Source organism: Maribacter litoralis (assembly GCF_902506355.1).
GTDB classification, from domain to species: Bacteria; Bacteroidota; Bacteroidia; order Flavobacteriales; family Flavobacteriaceae; genus Maribacter; species Maribacter litoralis.
Genome location: NZ_LR733271.1, coordinates 3,088,310 through 3,105,690 on the forward strand (window position 1 = coordinate 3,088,310; position 17,381 = coordinate 3,105,690).

General features: G+C 35.3%; 17 protein-coding genes. 2 read left to right on the plus strand and 15 right to left on the minus strand.

All coding sequences use genetic code 11. The features are described from left to right. The first annotated feature begins 51 nt into the window (after positions 1-51). A complete protein-coding gene (locus tag EXIGUO8A_RS13050) occupies positions 52-1,281 on the plus strand; it encodes a glycosyltransferase (RefSeq protein ID WP_159303469.1) in 1,230 nt (409 codons plus the stop codon). A gap of 62 nt (positions 1,282-1,343) precedes the next feature. Here EXIGUO8A_RS13050 and EXIGUO8A_RS13055 read toward each other — a convergent pair whose 3' ends face one another. Genes EXIGUO8A_RS13055 through EXIGUO8A_RS13065 form a run of 3 tightly spaced genes read right to left on the minus strand, consistent with a single transcriptional unit; the run spans position 1,344 to position 7,210 of the window. Then, on the minus strand, positions 1,344-2,891 hold the full coding sequence (locus EXIGUO8A_RS13055; RefSeq protein ID WP_159303470.1) for a cellulase family glycosylhydrolase: 1,548 nt from the start codon (positions 2,889-2,891) through the stop codon (positions 1,344-1,346). After that, positions 2,872-4,119 carry a hypothetical protein gene (locus EXIGUO8A_RS13060; protein ID WP_159303471.1) on the minus strand — a complete coding sequence of 416 codons (1,248 nt, stop codon included), beginning with the start codon at positions 4,117-4,119 and terminating at the stop codon, positions 2,872-2,874. Before EXIGUO8A_RS13060 ends, EXIGUO8A_RS13055 begins: the two co-directional genes overlap by 20 nt. 1 nt (position 4,120) lies before the next feature. After that, positions 4,121-7,210 carry a hypothetical protein gene (locus EXIGUO8A_RS13065; RefSeq protein ID WP_159303472.1) on the minus strand — a complete coding sequence of 1,030 codons (3,090 nt, stop codon included), beginning with the start codon at positions 7,208-7,210 and terminating at the stop codon, positions 4,121-4,123. Between the two features lie 235 nt (positions 7,211-7,445). On the opposite strand from EXIGUO8A_RS13065, the gene EXIGUO8A_RS13070 reads away from it, so the two are divergent. Beyond that, positions 7,446-9,671: an FUSC family protein gene (locus EXIGUO8A_RS13070; RefSeq protein WP_159303473.1), complete on the plus strand. Its 2,226-nt coding sequence runs from the start codon at positions 7,446-7,448 to the stop codon at positions 9,669-9,671. A 29-nt stretch (positions 9,672-9,700) separates the two neighbouring features. Here the strand turns inward: EXIGUO8A_RS13070 and EXIGUO8A_RS13075 are convergent, their stop codons facing one another. The 12 genes from EXIGUO8A_RS13075 to EXIGUO8A_RS13130 form a co-directional block, all read right to left on the minus strand. Next, entirely contained in the window at positions 9,701-10,330 is a 630-nt protein-coding gene (locus EXIGUO8A_RS13075) for a chloramphenicol acetyltransferase (RefSeq protein WP_159303474.1), read from the minus strand. 65 nt (positions 10,331-10,395) lie between these two features. After that, positions 10,396-10,611 (minus strand): hypothetical protein, encoded by a 216-nt coding sequence (locus EXIGUO8A_RS13080; RefSeq protein WP_201304115.1) that lies wholly within the window; start codon positions 10,609-10,611, stop codon positions 10,396-10,398. Further along, complete coding sequence (locus EXIGUO8A_RS13085; protein ID WP_201304116.1) at positions 10,571-10,927, minus strand: hypothetical protein; 357 nt, start codon at positions 10,925-10,927, stop codon at positions 10,571-10,573. Before EXIGUO8A_RS13085 ends, EXIGUO8A_RS13080 begins: the two co-directional genes overlap by 41 nt. A gap of 136 nt (positions 10,928-11,063) precedes the next feature. Continuing rightward, positions 11,064-11,528, minus strand: a complete 465-nt coding sequence (locus EXIGUO8A_RS13090) for a RidA family protein (protein WP_159303475.1) — start codon at positions 11,526-11,528, stop codon at positions 11,064-11,066. 85 nt (positions 11,529-11,613) lie between these two features. Then, positions 11,614-12,363, minus strand: a complete 750-nt coding sequence (locus tag EXIGUO8A_RS13095; protein WP_159303476.1) for an arylamine N-acetyltransferase family protein — start codon at positions 12,361-12,363, stop codon at positions 11,614-11,616. Between the two features lies 1 nt (position 12,364). Continuing rightward, positions 12,365-12,871, minus strand: coding sequence for a flavodoxin family protein (locus EXIGUO8A_RS13100; RefSeq protein ID WP_159303477.1), 507 nt, complete (start codon positions 12,869-12,871; stop codon positions 12,365-12,367). Between the two features lie 251 nt (positions 12,872-13,122). Then, positions 13,123-13,725, minus strand: coding sequence for a short chain dehydrogenase (locus EXIGUO8A_RS13105; RefSeq protein ID WP_159303478.1), 603 nt, complete (start codon positions 13,723-13,725; stop codon positions 13,123-13,125). Positions 13,726-13,735: 10 nt separating this feature from the next. After that, positions 13,736-14,005 (minus strand): CBU_0592 family membrane protein, encoded by a 270-nt coding sequence (locus tag EXIGUO8A_RS13110; protein ID WP_116770874.1) that lies wholly within the window; start codon positions 14,003-14,005, stop codon positions 13,736-13,738. Between the two features lie 44 nt (positions 14,006-14,049). Next, positions 14,050-14,352, minus strand: a complete 303-nt coding sequence (locus EXIGUO8A_RS13115; RefSeq protein WP_159303479.1) for an ArsR/SmtB family transcription factor — start codon at positions 14,350-14,352, stop codon at positions 14,050-14,052. 382 nt (positions 14,353-14,734) lie between these two features. After that, complete coding sequence (locus EXIGUO8A_RS13120; RefSeq protein ID WP_159303480.1) at positions 14,735-15,046, minus strand: hypothetical protein; 312 nt, start codon at positions 15,044-15,046, stop codon at positions 14,735-14,737. Positions 15,047-15,162: 116 nt separating this feature from the next. Beyond that, on the minus strand, positions 15,163-15,927 hold the full coding sequence (locus EXIGUO8A_RS13125; protein ID WP_159303481.1) for a DUF6090 family protein: 765 nt from the start codon (positions 15,925-15,927) through the stop codon (positions 15,163-15,165). A 194-nt stretch (positions 15,928-16,121) separates the two neighbouring features. Next, positions 16,122-17,372 (minus strand): mechanosensitive ion channel family protein, encoded by a 1,251-nt coding sequence (locus tag EXIGUO8A_RS13130; protein WP_116770877.1) that lies wholly within the window; start codon positions 17,370-17,372, stop codon positions 16,122-16,124. Between the last annotated feature and the right edge of the window lie 9 nt (positions 17,373-17,381).

Below are 17,381 nucleotides of genomic sequence, written 5' to 3' on the forward strand. Positions count from 1 at the left end.
TTTATCACCTACGTCACTTTATATAACCTAGTTTATTAAAATTAACCACAAATGAAATTAGCAATTGTAACCGCATATCCGCCTAGTAAAGTAACCTTAACAGAATATGGTTATTATTTGGTGAAACACTTTAGGCTTCAAGAAGAAGTAACGGAACTGATATTGATTACCGATCGTACCAATGAACCGAAAGATTTGAATTTTGAAGGTGAAGGTTGTAAAATAACGGTTAAAGAATGTTGGAGCTTTAATAACTACGGGAATATTTTTAGCATTAGTAAGACTATCTCTCAAACGAAACCGGATGCCGTTCTTTTTAATCTACAATTTTTAAAGTTCGGTGATAAAAAAATACCTGCGGCTTTGGGGCTTATGCTACCATTTATTTGTAAATCTAAAGGAATACCAACAATATCTTTATTGCACAATATACTTGAACAGGTAGATTTGGAAAATGCCGGTTTTACTAAAAATAAAGTACTACAAAGTATTTACAATTTTATAGGAACAACGTTAACAAAGTTTGTTTTAGCTTCAGATATTCTTGCGGTGACCATAAGTAAATACGTGACAACCTTAGAACAGAAGTATAAGGTTAAGAATGTAGTTCTAATACCTCATGGTGCTTTTGAAACCCCACCGGAACCAGATTTTAAACTTCCTGAAGGTCCAAAACAAGTTATGGCCTTTGGTAAGTTTGGTACCTATAAAAAAGTAGAGATTCTAATAGAGGCCGTTGAGGAGATCAGATCAAGAAGCAATGCCGATATTGAAATTGTTATCGCAGGTACTGATAGCCCTAATACCCCTGGTTATCTAGATGAAATGAAACAAAAATATAGTCATGTACCTCAAATTAGGTTTACAGGTTATGTGGCAGAAGAAGATGTGCCTAAAATATTTGGAGATAGTGCCGTTACCGTTTTTCCTTATACATCTACCACCGGTAGCTCGGGAGTTTTACACCAAGCCGGTAGTTATGGTAATGCCGTTGCCTTACCCGATTTAGGTGATTTAAGCGTTCTTGTTAAAGAGGAGGGGTATGTTGGTGAGTTTTTTGACGCCCACGATACGTCATCTTTGGCAAATGCCATTGAAAAAATTATTTCCGATGATTCATATAGAATTCAATTGGCCAAACAAAATTATAGAGCGGCATGTTCGCTACCAATGTCGGCCATTACACAAATGTATATAGATTACTTTAAGGCCATTCAGAAATCTAAAGCGTCTGGTTTTAATATTGATATATCGACTATGGAGAAGAAATTGGTTCATTAGAATCGATATGGTTAGTGTTTAAGGGCTGATTAGTCACCAGCCCTTTTTAATAATAAAATATGTTACTCCTTCTTTTTTACGACGAGTTCGGAATAAGAAGGTTTTTTGTTTCCTAATGTATCTAAGCAGCCAAAATAGTGCTGTTTTTTTGTTTTCCAAGGTAAGCTTCCTGCCACTGCACTTGGTACCTTTTCAAAATCGTACAAGGTCCAGAACATATACGGTATCTTGTTCTCCCTTAATATTTGCTGCATTTCGCTATAGTACTCTTTTTGCCCTTCTTGGTCTGCTCCTCTATAAAAATTCCATGCTCCCTTATAAGATGAAATTCCATATTCTTGAAGTAGTTTAGGTTTGTTGGGCACTGCAGCACTTAACGTTTCATATGCAGTTTTAAAATCTTCAACATCCTTATAGTAATGGAAGGATACAAAATCTACTTTATTGGCTAGTTCTATGCCGGCTTCGGGAGTAGACCAACCTATGGTAACCGGGTGGTTTTTATCCCATTTTTTAATGTTGGCGATCATTTGTTCTAACCAGCTCAATACGCGTAACCGCCCGCGGGAACCAAAGTCTAGATCCGGTTCGTTTTTGATATCCCAACCCAATAATGCGGGGTGGTCTTTAACGGCATTTACTATTTGTTGGGCATGTCTATGTGTCAATGTCCAGTTAGAGACATCATAATCTCCATAGAAATCAAATAAAGTTATTAGCACGTCTAACTGATAGGCTTCTGCACTGTCTAAAAGTGTTTTTAAAAGGTTGAGCTTCTTTTGGTCTACCTTGTTCTTACCAAAATCTTCATATTGGATAAATATACGAATGGTATTGAGCCCCATATCTTGTATGATCTTAAAATCTTGCTCAATAATTGAGTCGTTAAATTTCTTGCCAAACGTATCCCAAGGAGAATCTTTGGGGTAATAATTTATTCCTTTTATCTGTTCAACTTTCTTCAGTTGGATATTTATGTTTCTAGGTTCTTCGGGAAGTGTATCTGGAGGCGAAGGAATTTCTTTTAAATGCCTTATGCGCCAAAAACCATCTTCTAAAAGCATCATTACTTGGTAACTGGTGGTGTCTCTTTCGGCCATCACTAAGGTCTCACCTTCATAAATCTCTTGATATTCTTCAACATTGTAATCTTTAAAGACAACCATTGTACCATCGGCAGTATAAAAATCTAAGGCAGAATTATGGTTTAGGGTAGTGCGCTTGTACCAATGATTGTTTTTTTTGTTGATGTCGATAATATCGTAAAGTCTAGCTCTGGCACTATCGGTGTAGAAATCTTCAATACCGTAGCGGTCATTTTTTTTATAAGCTATGTTTCTTACATGCCAGGCATTCATATAATCATTGGTTATCTCGGCCAAGGCTTGATCTTCCATAGGCCTACCTGGGTTGTCTAAACTAACCCAATCCATATTTGGTTTATAGACATCTTCCATAGGCACTTCTAAATGTAGCATAGATGTTTTATCAGCACCGGTATTCATAAATGCCCAAGCCGCCCCAATACCATAGAGAATTAGCCCATTTATAGCTAAAAAGGTGACTATAAGTACTGTTCTGTACAACGTTTTATTCAACTGTATCGCCATCTATATCTTTTATAAATTCTTTGGTTATACCTGCAGCGCTGATCTTAAGGTTATACTTGCCCGCTGCTAAGAAATATTCTCCCAAATAAATATTACACACTCCGTTTTTGGTAGTGGTTTTCTTTGAGGTAACAAAAGCACCATTCATATCATAGATATCTAGCTGTAAAAGCAAGCCATCTGGTATTAACTGTTTCATGAAACTTTCAAACGGACCTACATCAATATTTCTATTGCCTTTAGAGAAATGAACAGGATAATCTTTTATAGCGGCTTTAAAAGTAAAGTTGTCCGTATTGCTTTCGGCTGCCCCGGTTACAAAGGCTTGTATTTCCCACGTTGCCGCCTTATCCGGATGTAATGTTTTTGCTTCTGCAACGCCGTTTATTGTGGTGCCAATGGTGTATAGATAGGCATCTTTATCATTCTTTATTACAAAGGTTACCAAAGTGCCGTTAGTTACAATGTTGCCGTATTGGTCTTTGATAACGTCAGATTTAAAAGTTATGATCTGGTTGCCGTCAGCATAGTTGTGGGCACTTGAACTGCTTATTGAAAAATTGACCGCGTTATCTGGGTAAACTATGGTAGCAAGTTCTTTTGACGATGTTCCGTTGCACTCGGCGGTTACCAGTATTCTTCCCGACTTTAATGTTGATCTTACATTGTAAAAAGCAAAAAAGCTTTCTGTTTCAATTTGTAGCTCATCAATGTTATCTTGAAATTGATATTTGACCGTAACGGGTGTACCATCATCTAACGGATTGTCATACGCGTCGGTGGGGGCAATGGTTAGCATAGAGAAATCGTTGTTTCCAGCGGTAACACTGCGGGGCCCAAAATAAGATTCTATATATGTTGCTTTCGGGGCATTTGTTGCAATATCGAATGTACCTTTTTGTAGAGTATGGTTATCTACTAAAAGTTGCCATCTACACGGACCGGCAACTCTTGTATAGTTTTTCGGAATTTGGAATACAATATTCTCTTTTTTCGATGCATCGGGCGACAATAGCACACTACCAAAGGCATTTTTTATCTGTAATTTAATATTGTTGATGTCTGTATCGGCTTTAAAGGTCAATGATATAGCTTCGCCCGCTATACTATTGGTAATATTGGAAACGAGGTCAACTTTTGGGTATACGACTTTGCTAGCTTGTTCTTCTTGTTTATCGGAACAACCTATTAGTATAAGACTTAAAATGAATACTATTCTAATGCGCATACTATTTTGGATTACCTATATAACTGTTAATCTCAAACTTTAGATACTCAAATCCTTTGCCATTAAAAGGTTGGGTTTGCTGTTTACCATGTATTATTTTTCTATTCGGAAAAATTTTGTCAGCAACCGCTTTGTTGGGTAAGCCGTTTACAAAAACATTTTCTAGACTACTGTTTATGACTTCTAAACTATCTAACTCTAACGGTTTGTAATTAAAGAATTGCTTACGCTGTATACGTACACCTTCGGTTATAAATTTATGATCCACCCATAACAGTTCGCTATTTTCATCGTAATAAGATATAATTAATTGCGGTATGGTCACCTCTTGTACTCCCGAATTGAATAAAACCCCATCAAAACCTTGTTCGGTATATTCCAGGTCTTGTAGAGCAACATGTTTGTATAAATCGGTATTTGCGGTGTTACCGGCAGATTGCAAATTAAACTTGGTAGGTTGCTCTTCAAAACTTACCGGTGTAAATTGGTCTGGATCAAAAGTTGGGGGTAAGGTGTCTTTGGTAGATGACCAGGCTATACCTTCAAAATTTATTTTGAACGTGGTAGTTTCTTTGGGCATCAACTTGTGTTTGATCTGGTGCTTTGCATTGTAATTTGCCAACTCTTTATTGTCATCATTGTACAAGGTTGCATTGATAACCACATCGGCAGGTGTATTATCAACATTTTGTAATTCGCCAATTACGCTGTATTGCCCTCTGTACTTCACCAGTTTTGCTGATAAAATTTCCAGTACCGGTTGTTTTAGTACATCTTCATGATAGGTTTCCTGCGTTGTTATTTTTCGTCGACCGTGATTGTAATAAGTGGTACCGTTCGCAGTAAATAATTGATCTGGCGGTATGTCATTGTCAACCTTCTCAGATTTAATGTACCACTTGTTTTTACGTTTTACGAGTTCGTGATAGTCATTGTTAAACACATTTTCCAATGGGGTGATCCATCTGGTCGCTACTTTTGCTTTGGCGCTATTTTCAGTTTCATCATAGATTTCAATGCCAAGGGAGTCTAATTTTGCATAAGAACTTAAAATACCATCGGTTACCGAAACCTCTAACATGTACTGTGCAATATCAATATTATCCTCTGGATCTAAATAAGAATGGGCTGTGGAGAATTCTTTAAAATCCAAAGCATCATAATAGGATTCCACTACGTTGTTGGGCGATAATTGAGCAACGTTTTTGACGTAAAATATATACATACCATATCCTAAGCAAATCAATACTAACAAAGCCCACCAATGAGAAAAAGTCAATAGTTTAGGGGGGAATCTGTTGTACGGTAATTCTAATTTCATAAAAGAATGTTCCGGCATTTTCTTGGACTTTAACAGCCTTACCCATATCATTTGTATGTTTACAAAAATTGCGATAAGAACGGTTGTTAGCGGAATGATACCCCACATAATCTTCATGATAGTGGGCACATCTTGCTTGGGCATAATTTGCGGTATGGGTGCTACATTAAGTTTTTCCCACACCATAATACCATTCTCTAATTGTTGCAAACGCTGCCAACCACAGTAGTATAGTATAGGATCATAGAATTTATCATTGGAGAATATATACTTTAGGTTGTATTTCTCTGGTACGGTCAAAAACTGTTGTAATGACCCTATACCTTCTACACCTCTAAATTTAGAGTTCTCTATTCTTTCAATGGCCCTAGTAGTCAATTCGGGCAATCGCCTTGCGGAATGGTAGTTGCCATCTACGGTCATTGCACCGCTTTGGGCGGATAACCATGCCATTTGATCCCCAAAACCAAGCGGAAGGTAGCGCCAAGAATCATGGGAATCTGCGCCTAAAAAGTTTACTATGGGCAGCATTTTTATTTTTGCGGGTTGTGAAGGCCTAAAGTACCCCAAGGTCATGGTGAAAAGTACCATAAACAACATGCCCCCGGCAATGAGACCACCTAAGACCCTATGGTAAACTCCACCAAACTTAGACTGTATTAGCACTTTTAGGTCGCCTTCTACCATGCGGTATGCGAATTCGGCAAAAATGGGCAATGCCATAATAGTCGCCCATAAGGTAAACCTATCTAGCGTAAGAATATTGAAGGCAGTTTCACCAAGCATCATCAATGGTATCGGTGTAGTTCCACCAGTTCCCAATATGGTCAGTAAGGCGAACGACAAACCGAAGAAAACATATCGTTTACTAAAATATCTGTAAAAGAAATAGGGGAGTATAAATAGAAAAACACCCCACGGAATAATGAAGAAAACTAACCCCGATGAGGTTACCTCTAAAAAATTATCTCTAGATCCATGCGGTATGGCGACTTGTGTAATGGGGTTTCTTTTGGAATTGTACCAGTAAGGAAAAATACAGAATACAAGTAAAAATATAGCAGTGCCGCCGAATTTTGCTATGCGCCAAAAATGCTGTAAAGTTGTACCCCAAAATACTTTAAATGTTAGGGCTTTATAGGAATTGACTTTTTCCCTAGCCGCATCCATAACCGCCATGCCCATCAGTGGGGCTATAAAGAATACCATACCAAAAAGAGGGGTAACATGATGCGATGTTACCGTTACTGCCAACATGGTAGCAGATGTTATAAAATACCGTGTTTTACCTGTCTTGATCCAAAGGTAAATTTCGGTCATGGCATGTAATAAGATCGATAAGGCCGAAACGCTTGGCAGTTGCCCGAAAATGTGCAGTGTTTCTACAAAGGTTGAAGAAAATACGGCCATAACGGCACCATAACCAGCAATTCTACGGCTTCCTGTCATAAGCAGGGTATACCTGTAGGCGCCAGTAATAAAGAGTACTATAGCGATTAATGCCACCGCATACATACCGAATTTGAGTCCGCCAATATAAGAAAGGATTCCAATGAGTTGGTGCACTAAAGGAGGATAAGATTGTACCGTAAAACCGGTGTACCATCTATATTCCCAAGGATCAAACCAACTATTGGCATAATGATCCGCAAAAAATAGATGTATCAATGCATCGTAGGTAGACTCTAGTGTAAAGAAAATGGCAGAACCATGAAAAGCTAGCCCTACGATTAAAGCTAATATTAAGAGGGTATTGGTTTTTTTTTCCAAGGTTTAAGTAAGCATCAAAATCTATTAAAAGTATTAAATATATGAGTTGAAGATTACAATAGAAAGGGAAATTCTAAAATATTAGTAATATAATACCTACAGGCTTTTTTATGTGAGCGGGTGTTTTTCGAAAATTGAAATACAATTACCATTGCATAAGATACTTATTTCATAATGTTGATAAGCGTACAAAACTATTTTTCAAAGTCTATCTTTGTACTTTATTCTGTAGGTATTGAGCAAAATTCAAGTTTATATTTTAGATACGATCAAATCGCTAACTCAATTTTTGGGGAGTACCAACTTTACCAAATCTGTATTAACGGTAATTGCCGTGGTTACTCCTTTGGCCATTGGTATTTCTACGGGATATGCTGAAATCGGCGTAGCTATTTGTTTTGGTGCTTTTTGGTGTAATCCTAGTGATGTTCACGGTAGCCTAAAGCACAAAGTATATGGCATTTTATTCTCTGCAGCCTTGGTTATGGTCGTAAGTTTTATTGGAGGGTATTTGCACTTTTCCCCATGGCTGTCATTGGTTATTTTGGGTGTGGTCAGTTTTGCGATATCCATGATCTCTTCTTACGGTTTTAGAGCTTCGCTAATTAGTTTTTCGGGTCTGTTGGCCTTGGTCATAAGTTTTGCACATACACCCGATCAGTTAAAAATTTACGAATATTCGTTGTTGGTTGGCCTTGGCGGAATGTGGTATTTGGCTTTGTCGCTGTTGTGGTTTAAAATAAATCCGAAAGGGCAAACCGAAGAGATTCTGTACGAAACTATTGGTAGAACGGGTAAGTTAATGAAAAAACGGGGCAAGTTGATCAGTGAGCTCTCAAACAGAAAAAAGCTTTTAAAAAGTCTGTTCTTGATGCAAAGCGAATTGACCGAACAACATGATACCCTTCGTGAAATTCTTATTCTTTCACGTAAAAATTCTGGTAGATCGGTGTATAATGGCAAACGTGTTTTGGTTTTGGCCCAACTGATAGAAATGTTGGAGACCGCTGGTGCAAATCCTGTAAATTATACCAAGATGGATAAGCAGTTTCAAGCGCATCCGGAGTTTACCGCACTGTTTCAAAATCTCATTTTTGAAATGGCTGAGCAGTTACAAATGATTGCGGCAATAGGTAACAAACCAAAGAAAATACCCAAGCATAACCATCTAAAGGATCGTTTTGATGACTTGGCATTAAAGATTCAGGAATTGGGCAAAGTGAAAGATGCTAAGTCTTATGAAGCATTTATCATGTTTCAGAACTTTCTTGAATATCAAGAAAAACAGTTTGATAAGATTAAAAGGATCAAGTGGTTATTGAGTGACCATGATGTGGCATCGGAAGAATTTATAGATAAAGAAATTTTAAAACGTTTCTTAATTTCACAAGATTATAGTCCGCGTATCCTGTTAAGAAACCTAAGTTTTAGGTCAACCATTTTTAGGCATTCTCTGCGTATGTCCATTACGCTAATGATCGGTTTTGTATTGGGTAACCTATTCGCTTTTCAGAACGCATATTGGATTTTACTGACCATTATCTTAATAATGAGACCCAATTATGGTTTAACGAAAACACGATCAAAAGATAGAACTGTGGGAACCATTATTGGCGGACTCATAGCAACCGTTATTGTATTTTTAGTACAAGATGTATATGTGTATGCAACTTTGGCTTTGATCTCGTTTGTTATTGCCTTATCGATGCTTCAAAAGAACTATAAGTTATCGGCTATATATGTAACGTTAAGTATCGTTTTTATTTACGGAATACTTCAACCAGATGTAATGACGGTTATACAATATCGTATTTTAGATACGCTATTAGGTGCGGCACTTTCATATTTGGGATTTTTATTTTTATGGCCCAGCTGGAGTTTTCAGGAAATACGTAAAGATGTAGCTAAAAGTGTAGCTGCCAATAGTACATACCTAAAGGAGATTTCAGATTTTTATGTTCATAAAGGTACTGTGCCAACGAGTTATCGTCTGGCACGTAAAAGTGCTTTTTTAGAGACTTCAAACCTTAGTTCTGCATTTCAAAGAATGACGCAAGAGCCGCATTCAAAACAGAAAAATTTAAACAAGATTTATGAGTTGGTAGAGCTTAACCATAATTTCTTATCGGCTTTGGCTTCATTGAGTATTTATATTCAGCACCACACCACTACAGAAGCTTCTGAGCGATTTAATGACATCACTTCTAAAATTAATGAGAACCTTTCGTCCGTTTTGAAAATGCTTTCTGCAGTTTCTAAAAATAGCGAGAAAATGAATTTAGATGAGGTCATATCATTTCAAAAGCAACTGCCCAAATTTCAATCTGAGCAAGTAAACCTAAGTTCGAACGACACTCATGAATTCAAAAGAAATCATCAAGAAGAACAACTGATTTGGGAGCAGCTACGTTGGTTATATTCTTTGAGTGCCAATATGATGAAATTGACTTCTACTTTATAGATGAGATGTTAGTATTCAAGTTTTTTTAACTAATCATCATGGTCCATAAGCTCTTGTAGTTTTTCATAGAACTGACCAACATGTAAGCCATCTGCCAAACCATGGTGTACATGTACGGAAACGGACATCTGTTGTTTGCCATCTACCGTGGTCATTTTACCAAAACTTATTTTAGGGCAACTATCGGGAAAATCATAATTTCTGGCATGGGATAACGATGTAAAATCGATCCATGGCAAAGACGAGAAATGAATTACGTTTTCTCCTGATAAGGCGGGCATAAGGCTGTTGGAGTTTTTTACGTCTTCTATTCTGGGTACCGCAAGGTCACAAAAGGTTTTAAAATCTTCGTTATAATCTAAATAAGAGAAACCAAAAGTGCCGTTCGCACGATCTATGGTGGGCGATGCATTTACGACCTCATATTCATAAACTTTGCCATTATCTATGCGGTACCTAAATGCCGATATACTGTTTGCGGCTTTTAAAGATTTGTGTAAGTAGTACATAAAGAAAGAATACCCGTTTTCTTTAGACTTTTTGTAAGCTAATGAACAATCTATTTTTGCCGTAATTCCAAAGAAAGGCTCACTGAACTTTGAAAAAAACTCAAAGTGTTCTTTTCTAGACCATTCATCAATATTTAGTTCTTTACGCATCATTTAATTTTCGTTCAAATTGAATTTTAGCTTACAAGATATTGGTTATGGGCGTAATCAAAAAGTTATTTTACAGTATATCTTACAAGCACTTCATTATCTAGAATAACATTGGTTGTCCAAATAAATTTACCATCGTTGCCAGGGTCATCAAATAGTGTAGTGAAATTGGTGTAAGAAGGTTTGTTGGCTACACCTATGGTTTCATTGGTGTATATTGATGCATCTTGCCAATTGGAGTCATCGAAATCGGTTTGCATCCAACCATCTGGAATCTGCAAATGCATGAGTTATATAAATCAGTGGCATACGGAGAACTGTCATTCGTATAATTGGTTTCTGCAGCTGCGGTCCATTTTTACCATCACTAGAAGTAATTTCACCAACATCTGTTTTTCTGCCACGATCACATAAATACAAATCTTCTGCTATTGTAGTGGCTATGCCCTGGCTTACACTTGCAGTACCCGTATATGCTTTTGTTACTGGCTTATCTTTACATTCACCAGTTTTATTTCTAGGCTTCTTTTCTGCACAACCAATAACCAATAATAGTATTAGAAAAAATTTGAGTTTTGTTAAAGGCGTTATATTCATTTATAGAATTTAATAACCTGTTGTAGTCATTATTCAAATTTGCTATAAATATAATATGGTGATTTTTAAAAAATAAAAATATTAAGTGAAATAGACCTTTTGGCATTTAAGTGCTTACGGAAAATAGGTTATGTTACTATGTCTTTTTATTGATGGTAAATGATGCCGTTAACCCTACACTAAAATTTCTTGGTAATTTTTCAACCCCAAAAATTGCTCTTGAATGTTTGCCTTTTTCCTCTAATACCTTAACGAACAGATCTGATGCTCCGTTGACAACAATGGGCGAGTCGTCCCAATCCGGTCCTGATTGAAAATAAGCATCAATGTGGTTAAGTCCTACAATATTTTCAAAACCTATTTTATGGTCTATTTGAGCCAAAACATTTAAGGCACATAATTCCATTGCTTTATACCCTTGTTCCGTAGTGATTTCTTTTCCTAATCTACCTTGATAAAGATAGTTTTGGTTCAATATTGGGAATTGAATTGCGATGTAAGCAATATTTTCTCGCACATTTACTGAAACATAACTGCCACCGGGTGTTGATACCTTTGGGAGTTGCAGCCCTAAATTTTTCAAGTTTTCTTTTGGGGTCATAATTGACACTTTTGTTTTGTCTTATTTTTTCAATAATACTACTGGGTTCTTGGTGGTAAATCACCTTTTTTTGACCATTACCTTTTTAGATTTCTATATCAAAATAGTGCTTCAATTTAGATTCAAACTCACGCTCATCAAAGTTGATTTCTTCTTCATTTTCAAGGTGAGTAATTTTTAATTGCGAATTATTCAGAGTTATTCTTCCGTTAGTTTTTGCTATTGAGATTAGTTTTTTCTTCGTGAAATGGGAATGTTCACTAGTCTGATGAAATTCGCATCTTTTGCTGAATTCAGAAAGTTTGCGCTCTTCGTTTTTAAATATGTATTGGGGTAATACATTAGTGTCCTTTACTTCATTTATTCGGTAATACTCTTTGTTGAATTTATCAAATTGAAACTTTCCAAAGCTATCGGAGATGGTTTGATTCATTTCTAATTTTAAAGGTTCTAAAGAAAATTTTCCAAAACCTACATCAACTAAAAACTGTTTGTTTTCCAAATTCACGATTATTGCCAAATGGTCATATTCAGGACTATAGTCATCGTCTTTTATATGTACTCTAGCTGATATTAATTTTGCATCAAAGCCAATTTGTTTTAATAGACTGTGAAAAAGTCCGTTGAGTTCGTAGCAAAATCCGCCTCGTTTTTCATTTATTATTTTTTGATAAATGGCTGGTACCGATAGCTTTATTTTTCTGTTATAATGTATGTCTAAATTTTCGAAAGGAATATTTAAAAGATGCTTTCTTTGAAGTTTAAAAAGGACATTTTTATGTAGTGCGATAGTGTCTTCAAAATCAATTCTATCTAAATAAACCTGTACATCCATGCTATTCTATCGATGTTATGAACTTATTCAATTCATTTTGTACTGAAATTGGGATTGTTCCATTTTCAACCCAACAGTGCACATCTGAAATATAATGCATTCCAAGATATTTTGCAGTTTCTATAAAAGGCATATGAAATCCATCTTTTAGCACCTTATCTGAGCCACAACTTATAACCGCTATTTCTAAACCTCTCAATTTTCTGCCCGTCTCTTTTTCTATTTTTAAACAGTCTGATATTCTATCAAAAAATGTTTTCATTATTCCGCTCATGGAATACCAATATACAGGAGTAGCAAAAATTATTACGTTATAGTTACGAACGATTTCCTCGATCAAGGGATGAAAATCATCATTTCTATTTTTAAACTCATAGTCGAATTCCGAAATGTTTTTTGTCTTTAAATCTATAATCGGGTAGTTTAATTTATCTGCTACAAACGATGCAATCTTTTTTGTTTCTCCATTGCTGTTTGCACTTCCAAGAATTATGATTCCTTTTTTCATTGGTTATTATCTACCCGTTTTTTAGGTTGTAGCCAAAAGTTGACCTCTTAACAGTACGGTGGTCCTTAGCAAAATTGGTAAGAACAATCGATTACTTATAGTAATTGCGGCTGTTGCGCAACAATATAATATTAAAACCTATTTTTTCAACTTTGTTAAAATTATAACTATTTGGTTACAAATGATTTGATTTTTTAAATCATCTTATAAAAAGGCTTGTGCAACGATTAAAGTGTTGGTCCTTGGCTTTTTCAGTCATAAATTCTAATTATTTCGCCATTTCCTTTTCCGTTTACACTTCTTACATAGCCATTAATTACTTTTTTCATTGGTATCGGATTGTGTCCTGGAAAATAGTCTTTGTATTTGTCGTAAGCATCTTCTACCATTCCAGAAGAAACAACATTTACTCTAATTCCGTTTTCAATTTCAAGTGCAACCGCTTGTACAAAACTATGAATTCCACCATTTACCATTGCAGCACTAGTTGTTTTTACAACTGGATCATCTGCTAAAATTCCTGTGGAAAGAGTTATGGAACCATTTGAACTTAAATAATTCTGTCCGATGCGTACAAGGTTTACTTGCCCCATTAATTTACTTTTCAAACCTATGTAATAGTCTTCTTCGGTAAGTTCATTAAAATCAGCCCATTTGGCTTCTCCAGCGATACAAATTATAGCATCCACTTTGCCAATGTCATCAAACATTGATTTTATTGAACTACTATCGGCTATATCGACATTCACATCTCCATTGGTTCGTCCAGCGATTAAAATTTCGTTCTTTTCTTCAAAATGTGAAACAACAGTTTTTCCTATTGTTCCGTTTCCTCCAATTATTAAAATTTTCATTGTTTTATTTTTACGTTAAACATTTAGTCTTGTTGCATTTCTCTTTTTTATTTCTTGACTTATATATCGTTAAAGTTGCAATGACACTCCAAAGTAAATTAGTTACAAATGGTGGAATTGCATTATAGTAATAACAGTTTATAGCTATTAAAAGTCCTCCTAGCAAGTTCAAATACTTACCATAATCTACATACTTTTTATTTTCAATTAAGGTTAGGGCATAGGCAAGGATTATTAACCCTGAACCAGACCAACCTAAAATGTCAATTAATAACTTCATAGTTTGTTATATTGCGAAATGTCGATATGTTTGGGTGATTTTTTTTATGTTAGAAAATCTGTAAACTGTTGAATTGTCTTTTCGTTTCTTTTTAAATAAGACCATTTTCCGTGTCTTGTTGATATTAAAAGTCCGCACTTTTCCATATTGGTTAGATAAGTTGAAATGGTCGACTGTGATAATCCAGCTTTTTCTTGAATATAGGTAACACAAACACCATCATTAAAATGCTTTAATGTCTCGTGTGGCGGAAAATGTTTCTCTGGTTCTTTCAACCATTCTAATATCTGAAACCTGGTTTGGTTCGATAAACATTTACCGATTTCTGTCGCTATTTTCAAATTCATACCTTTAATATATCTATAATTCTCGATATATAAAAATGAAAGCATAATAATATTTGAAGTGCAATGTTTATATAGTTGGTTGTTAACAAGTTCGTATAAAGCTAGTTACGATGTTCAAGCATCTAATTTAGTAAATACAAAGCCAATGAAAAATCTGTGAAGTTTTTTGTAGGTATGCTAGTGTTAGCTATTGTAGGTTGTTGGTAGTATTAAAGAAGTAATCGTATACAATTGAATAAGTTTTGTCTACTAGTCTATGCTTGAAAAAGTCGTTGTAATTTGAAAGCATTACAATTGTTAAGGGGCCCTTTCGGTCATAAATCACGAAAGTATTTGTCCCATACCAAAGTCCGGTTGAAAGAGCTAATGAATCAGTCACTTCCTAACCCATCGCATAGGAAGATTCTTTATCTAATAGAATTTTTAAATCTTCTGAATGCAATTCCATGTTCATTGAAATTGGCTTGAAAATTAATTCATGTGATTCTTTAGTTAATAGAGATTTATTACGCAGTTTCTCAATATAATTAGCATAAACATTCAATCTAAGATAGATACCTCCAGCTCCTACTACTTCATCCATCCGATGACCTTCAACAGATTGCCATTGATTTAAGTTGTCTCTCTCATAACGGAATACATATTCTGGAATATTCGAGAAATCGGCATTATCAATGTATTGAGTATTGATCATTCCGGCTTTGTTGAAAACATGCTTTTTTAATAATTTTCATTGGCCGTTCCACTGAGCTTTGAATTATTTAAAAACCAATTAATTAGGTATTATTCATATATGATATTATACTCACATTATTTTATTTCATTTTCAATCAGTTTTAAAATAGAATCTAAATCTTCCATTAGGGGTTGATAATGTGCTTTTTCCATTGCCTTAGCTGTTAGCACAAACATTAAAATATTATTTTCAAACTTCCTCGAATTTAATAGTTCTAGATTACTAATATTCTGCTCTGTTTTTTGTAATCCTATTTCTTGGTTTACACCGGTTAGGTCAAATATTGTTCTCAGGCTGTTATCATTTGTTCTAAAAATATCAAGAACTTTTTCCCTTTGGATGCCAAGTTCATTTTCCTGTTTTGAGACATCTTCTATTGTTGAAATCCAATTGGTTAGTTGTATTCTTAAGTCATTATTTGAAATGTCTTTCAAGCTCCCAGAGTTTATTATTTCGTGTAAAAGGGAGTTGTTAGGGTTAAAAGAAATATCAGATGAAAATGTATTGAACAATAATTCAGAAAAATGCTTTTCGGATGGTGATTCATTTTTATTACCAACATATTTTAATAACTTCTTTGCTCCTTGGAAATTACTCTTGTTAACTTCAATCAATTCACTTAATTTAACTTTACTGATTTGAAATTCTGCTCTTAAACCATTCAAATAAGTTTGCTCTTTTTCCTGAATAACCCGATTTTGATTCATGTTATTGATGGCAAGAGCAATCAAAATTCCAATAACAACAAGAATTATTTCTCCTATTGCATAAATTAGATATTTGCTGAAGTTATTATCAGATAGTAATTTTTGCCTTATTTTTCTAAAGAAATGTATCATTGGTTAAAGGTTGTTCATAAAGAAGTACAACACATAAAAAAATGCAATAGGCGTTATTTGTAAGAAAGATACAATTTTCCTTGAAATTCAATAACTAAGGGCTTTTGATATATATAGCCGTTGAGCAAAAATTATAACAAGCCGTTATATTTGTTTTTATATATTTTGCTCAATAGAATATCGCTATAAAAAAATTAATTTTCAACGGAAATGGAAGGCACCGGAATTTCATAAACCTGTAAGTGAAAATAGGGTAGGGCGGCCAGTAGGTGATCAAAGATATCTGCCATTACATATTCATAGTTTTCCCATCGTTTATCTGAGCTAAACGCATAGACTTCTAAGGGTATACCTTGCGGAGTTGGGGGTAATTGACGTACCATTAAGGTCATACCTTTATTTACGGCAGAATGGTTTTCTAAATAATCGTTTACGTATTTTCTGAACACGCCTATATTGGTCAAATTTCTACCGTTTATAGCGAGTTCTTTATTGATGTCGTTAGAAGTGTTGTAAGAATTGATCTGCTCGTTTCTTGTTTTAAGGTACGGCGCTATTAATTGTATTTTTTCAAACTCCGCTATATCTGTTTCTGAAAGAAAGCGTATACTTTTTTGACTGATGATCAAGGCTCGTTTTATACGTCTACCGCCAGAATCTTGCATGCCGCGCCAGTTCTTAAAAGAATCGGATATTAGGGCATAGGTAGGTATGGTGGTAATGGTCTTATCAAAATTCTGCACTTTTACCGTTGCCAAAGATATTTCAATAACATCGCCATCTGCCCCGAATTTGTCAAAACTGATCCAGTCTCCAATACGAACCATATCGTTAATGCTTACCTGTATACTGGCAACCAGCCCCAAAATGGAATCCTTAAAAATTAAAAGTATAACTGCAGACCCCGCACCAAGAGCGGTAAAGAATTTCCAAACCTTAATTTCTGTTATAATGGCGAAAATGGTAAATATGCCTACCACCCAGGCAAAGATCATAAATACCTGTATGTAACTCCCCATAGGCTTATCTCTAAACCTTGGCTTGGTCTTTAGATAATCATTGATACTGGTAAACACACTTTTAACCACATACAGTGCTAAGATTACAAAAAGCACATGTAGAAATTTCATGGTTATTTCAGCTGCAAAATCAAAACCTATAAAGCCAAATGGTACAAATTCTATAAGTGTACTTAAAGGGATAATGTGCGCCAAATACCTCGGTACTCTATTCGCCACTAAAAAATTATCGAAATTGGTTTTCGATTTTCTAGCTAACTTCAGTGATAGGGAACGTAAAACTTTCCAGATCAAGAGGTCCAAGAACCACGCCAATACCAAAGCAATGACTAATAGTATGGCTAAATTTAGGTATGATGCCGCGGTATCGCTAAGACCCGCTTCCACAAGATAATTAAAGAGTATTCTATGAAAATCGTCGTTCATTATCAGGTT

Coding starts and splice junctions, on each gene's coding strand:
- EXIGUO8A_RS13050 (WP_159303469.1), top strand. CDS start 52: ATGAAATTAGCAATTGTAACCGCATATCCGCCTAGTAAAGTAACCTTA.
- EXIGUO8A_RS13055 (WP_159303470.1), bottom strand. CDS start 2,891: ATGGCGATACAGTTGAATAAAACGTTGTACAGAACAGTACTTATAGTC.
- EXIGUO8A_RS13060 (WP_159303471.1), bottom strand. CDS start 4,119: ATGCGCATTAGAATAGTATTCATTTTAAGTCTTATACTAATAGGTTGT.
- EXIGUO8A_RS13075 (WP_159303474.1), bottom strand. CDS start 10,330: ATGCGTAAAGAACTAAATATTGATGAATGGTCTAGAAAAGAACACTTT.
- EXIGUO8A_RS13085 (WP_201304116.1), bottom strand. CDS start 10,927: ATGAATATAACGCCTTTAACAAAACTCAAATTTTTTCTAATACTATTA.
- EXIGUO8A_RS13090 (WP_159303475.1), bottom strand. CDS start 11,528: ATGACCCCAAAAGAAAACTTGAAAAATTTAGGGCTGCAACTCCCAAAG.
- EXIGUO8A_RS13095 (WP_159303476.1), bottom strand. CDS start 12,363: ATGGATGTACAGGTTTATTTAGATAGAATTGATTTTGAAGACACTATC.
- EXIGUO8A_RS13100 (WP_159303477.1), bottom strand. CDS start 12,871: ATGAAAAAAGGAATCATAATTCTTGGAAGTGCAAACAGCAATGGAGAA.
- EXIGUO8A_RS13105 (WP_159303478.1), bottom strand. CDS start 13,725: ATGAAAATTTTAATAATTGGAGGAAACGGAACAATAGGAAAAACTGTT.
- EXIGUO8A_RS13110 (WP_116770874.1), bottom strand. CDS start 14,005: ATGAAGTTATTAATTGACATTTTAGGTTGGTCTGGTTCAGGGTTAATA.
- EXIGUO8A_RS13115 (WP_159303479.1), bottom strand. CDS start 14,352: ATGAATTTGAAAATAGCGACAGAAATCGGTAAATGTTTATCGAACCAA.
- EXIGUO8A_RS13120 (WP_159303480.1), bottom strand. CDS start 15,046: ATGATCAATACTCAATACATTGATAATGCCGATTTCTCGAATATTCCA.
- EXIGUO8A_RS13125 (WP_159303481.1), bottom strand. CDS start 15,927: ATGATACATTTCTTTAGAAAAATAAGGCAAAAATTACTATCTGATAAT.
- EXIGUO8A_RS13130 (WP_116770877.1), bottom strand. CDS start 17,372: ATGAACGACGATTTTCATAGAATACTCTTTAATTATCTTGTGGAAGCG.